This window comes from Streptomyces pathocidini (assembly GCF_001418495.1).
GTDB lineage: Bacteria > Actinomycetota > Actinomycetes > Streptomycetales > Streptomycetaceae > Streptomyces > Streptomyces pathocidini.
In genome coordinates this window covers 1-1,788 of the sequence record NZ_LIQY01000565.1, presented here as the reverse complement: position 1 = coordinate 1,788, position 1,788 = coordinate 1, and the positions used below count along the sequence as shown (strand labels likewise).

1 protein-coding gene and 1 pseudogene are annotated in these 1,788 nt (G+C 76.7%); one reads left to right on the top strand and one right to left on the bottom strand.

The genetic code is table 11. The annotated features are described in order from the left end of the window. Window positions 1-364: pseudogene (locus tag AOK16_RS27330) on the bottom strand (hypothetical protein); the annotation flags it as partial. A 183-nt stretch (window positions 365-547) separates the two neighbouring features. On the opposite strand from AOK16_RS27330, the gene AOK16_RS27325 reads away from it, so the two are divergent. Beyond that, window positions 548-940: a hypothetical protein gene (locus AOK16_RS27325; protein ID WP_169790939.1), complete on the top strand. Its 393-nt coding sequence runs from the start codon at window positions 548-550 to the stop codon at window positions 938-940. Window positions 941-1,788: the final 848 nt, after the last annotated feature.

The following is a 1,788-nucleotide window of genomic DNA, read 5'->3' as shown; positions in this document are numbered from 1 at the left end:
GGGCGACGAGCTGGTCGGCGAGGACTACGGGGTGCGGGGCGGTGCGTCCGCCGTTGTCGTGGTCGGCGCCGGCGACCGCGATCTGACCGGCCCGGGCCGAAACCGCCTCGGCATTCACCGTTGTGTCCTCCGACTCATCGTCCTCCTCCGGCTCGGGCCAGGCCGCCATGTCGTCGGGCTGCTCGGCCGACGGCTGCGCGGCGGAGACCGGGGAGCCGCCCTCGTGCGCCAGCTGCTCGGCGGCGGGGGCCTGTTGGCCGTAGTTGCCGCCGGGCTGTCCGGCGGGCTGTCCGGCGGGCTGTCCGGCGGGCGCCGTCTCGACGGCGCCCGCTTCCTCGGCCTGCCGTCCCTGGGCCGCTCCCACGGGCACTGCGCCTTCCTGGGCGATGCCGGCCGCCGGTCCGGCCTGGCCCGCCTCGTCCTGCGACTGCTGGGGCGCTTGGCCCGCCTCCGCCCGGTGGCCAACGGTTGCGCCGCCCTGAACTACTGCGCCCGGGGCAGTTTCCGATCCCGTCGGGCTCGCCTCGCCCGACGGCTGCTGGGCTTCTTGGCCCGCCTCCGCCCGGTGGCCAACGGTTGCGCCGCCCTGAACTACTGCGCCCGGGGCGGTTTCCGATCCCGCCGGGCTCGCCTCGCCCGACTGCTGCTGGGCTTCCTGGGCGACGCCGCCTGCGGCGGGTTCCGATCCGGCCCGGCCGGACTCGTCCGGCGGCTGCTGCTGGCCCGCCTCGGCCAACTGGACAGCGGTTGCGGCTTCCTGAGCGGCGGCGCCCGAGGCAGCTTCTGCTCCCCCCGGACCCGCCTCGTGCGATGGCGGCTGAGCGTCCTGACCCGCCTCCGCCCGGTGGACAACGGTCGCGCCGTCCTGGGCAACGGCCCCGGCGGTAGCTTCCGAACCCGCCGGGACAGGCCCACTTGCGGGTGTCTGCGCGGCGCTTGACGGCTGCTGAGCCGCTTGGCCCGACTCGGCCGGGTCAGCGGCAGGTACCGGGTCAACGGCAGGTACGGCCGGGTTCGACTCGGTCGGCTGCGATGCCGACTCGGGCCAGCCCTGCGGGGCTCCGGGCGTGGTCGGTCCTTCTTCGCCGGGCTGCGAAGTGCCCTGCCCGTTCCCGGCCGCCGCCGGTTCGGGCAGTGCGGACGTGCCGTCCGGCACCGCACTCCCGGAGGCCTCGGCGGCGACTCCGGCGGCGGCCCGCGGGTCCCCGGCCGCTGCCGGAGTGGCCGGTGTGCCGTTGGGGGCGGCCCCCCTTGGGACCTCGGAGGCGGGCCCGGTGAGTGCCTGGGCGACCCCGGCCGCTGAAAGTTGCGGCACGGCCGAGAGCCCGTCGGGGGCAGCTTCCCCGGGAACCTCAGGCGCAGGCCCTGCCGTGGTCCGGGAGTCGGTGACCACTGCCTGTTCCGGCGCGGGCAATGTCCCGTCGGGACCGGTTCCGTTAGGACCGGTTCCGTTAGGACCGGTTCCGTCGGGAGCCGGGACCGCGTCTCCGGCGGGCGCGGGCGCTGCTCCGGCGGGCGCGGAAAGCTCGGACGCGGCGTCGGCCGCGAGAGGTTCGGCAGAGGATACGGCCCCGCCGGAAGGATTCATGGCGGGTGCGGCGCCCGCCTCAACTGGGGCCGCCGGCCCCGGCGTTCCAGTCGGCGCCCCACCGTCGCCCGCCGGCACAATCGGTTCCCCAGGCTGCGGCTGGGCCTCCCATGCCGGGCCCTGGGCCGGGATCTGGCCCAGTTGGGGGCCGGGCAACGAGGCGTCGGCGTGCTCCGCGTACGCGGGTACGGGCGCGGGCG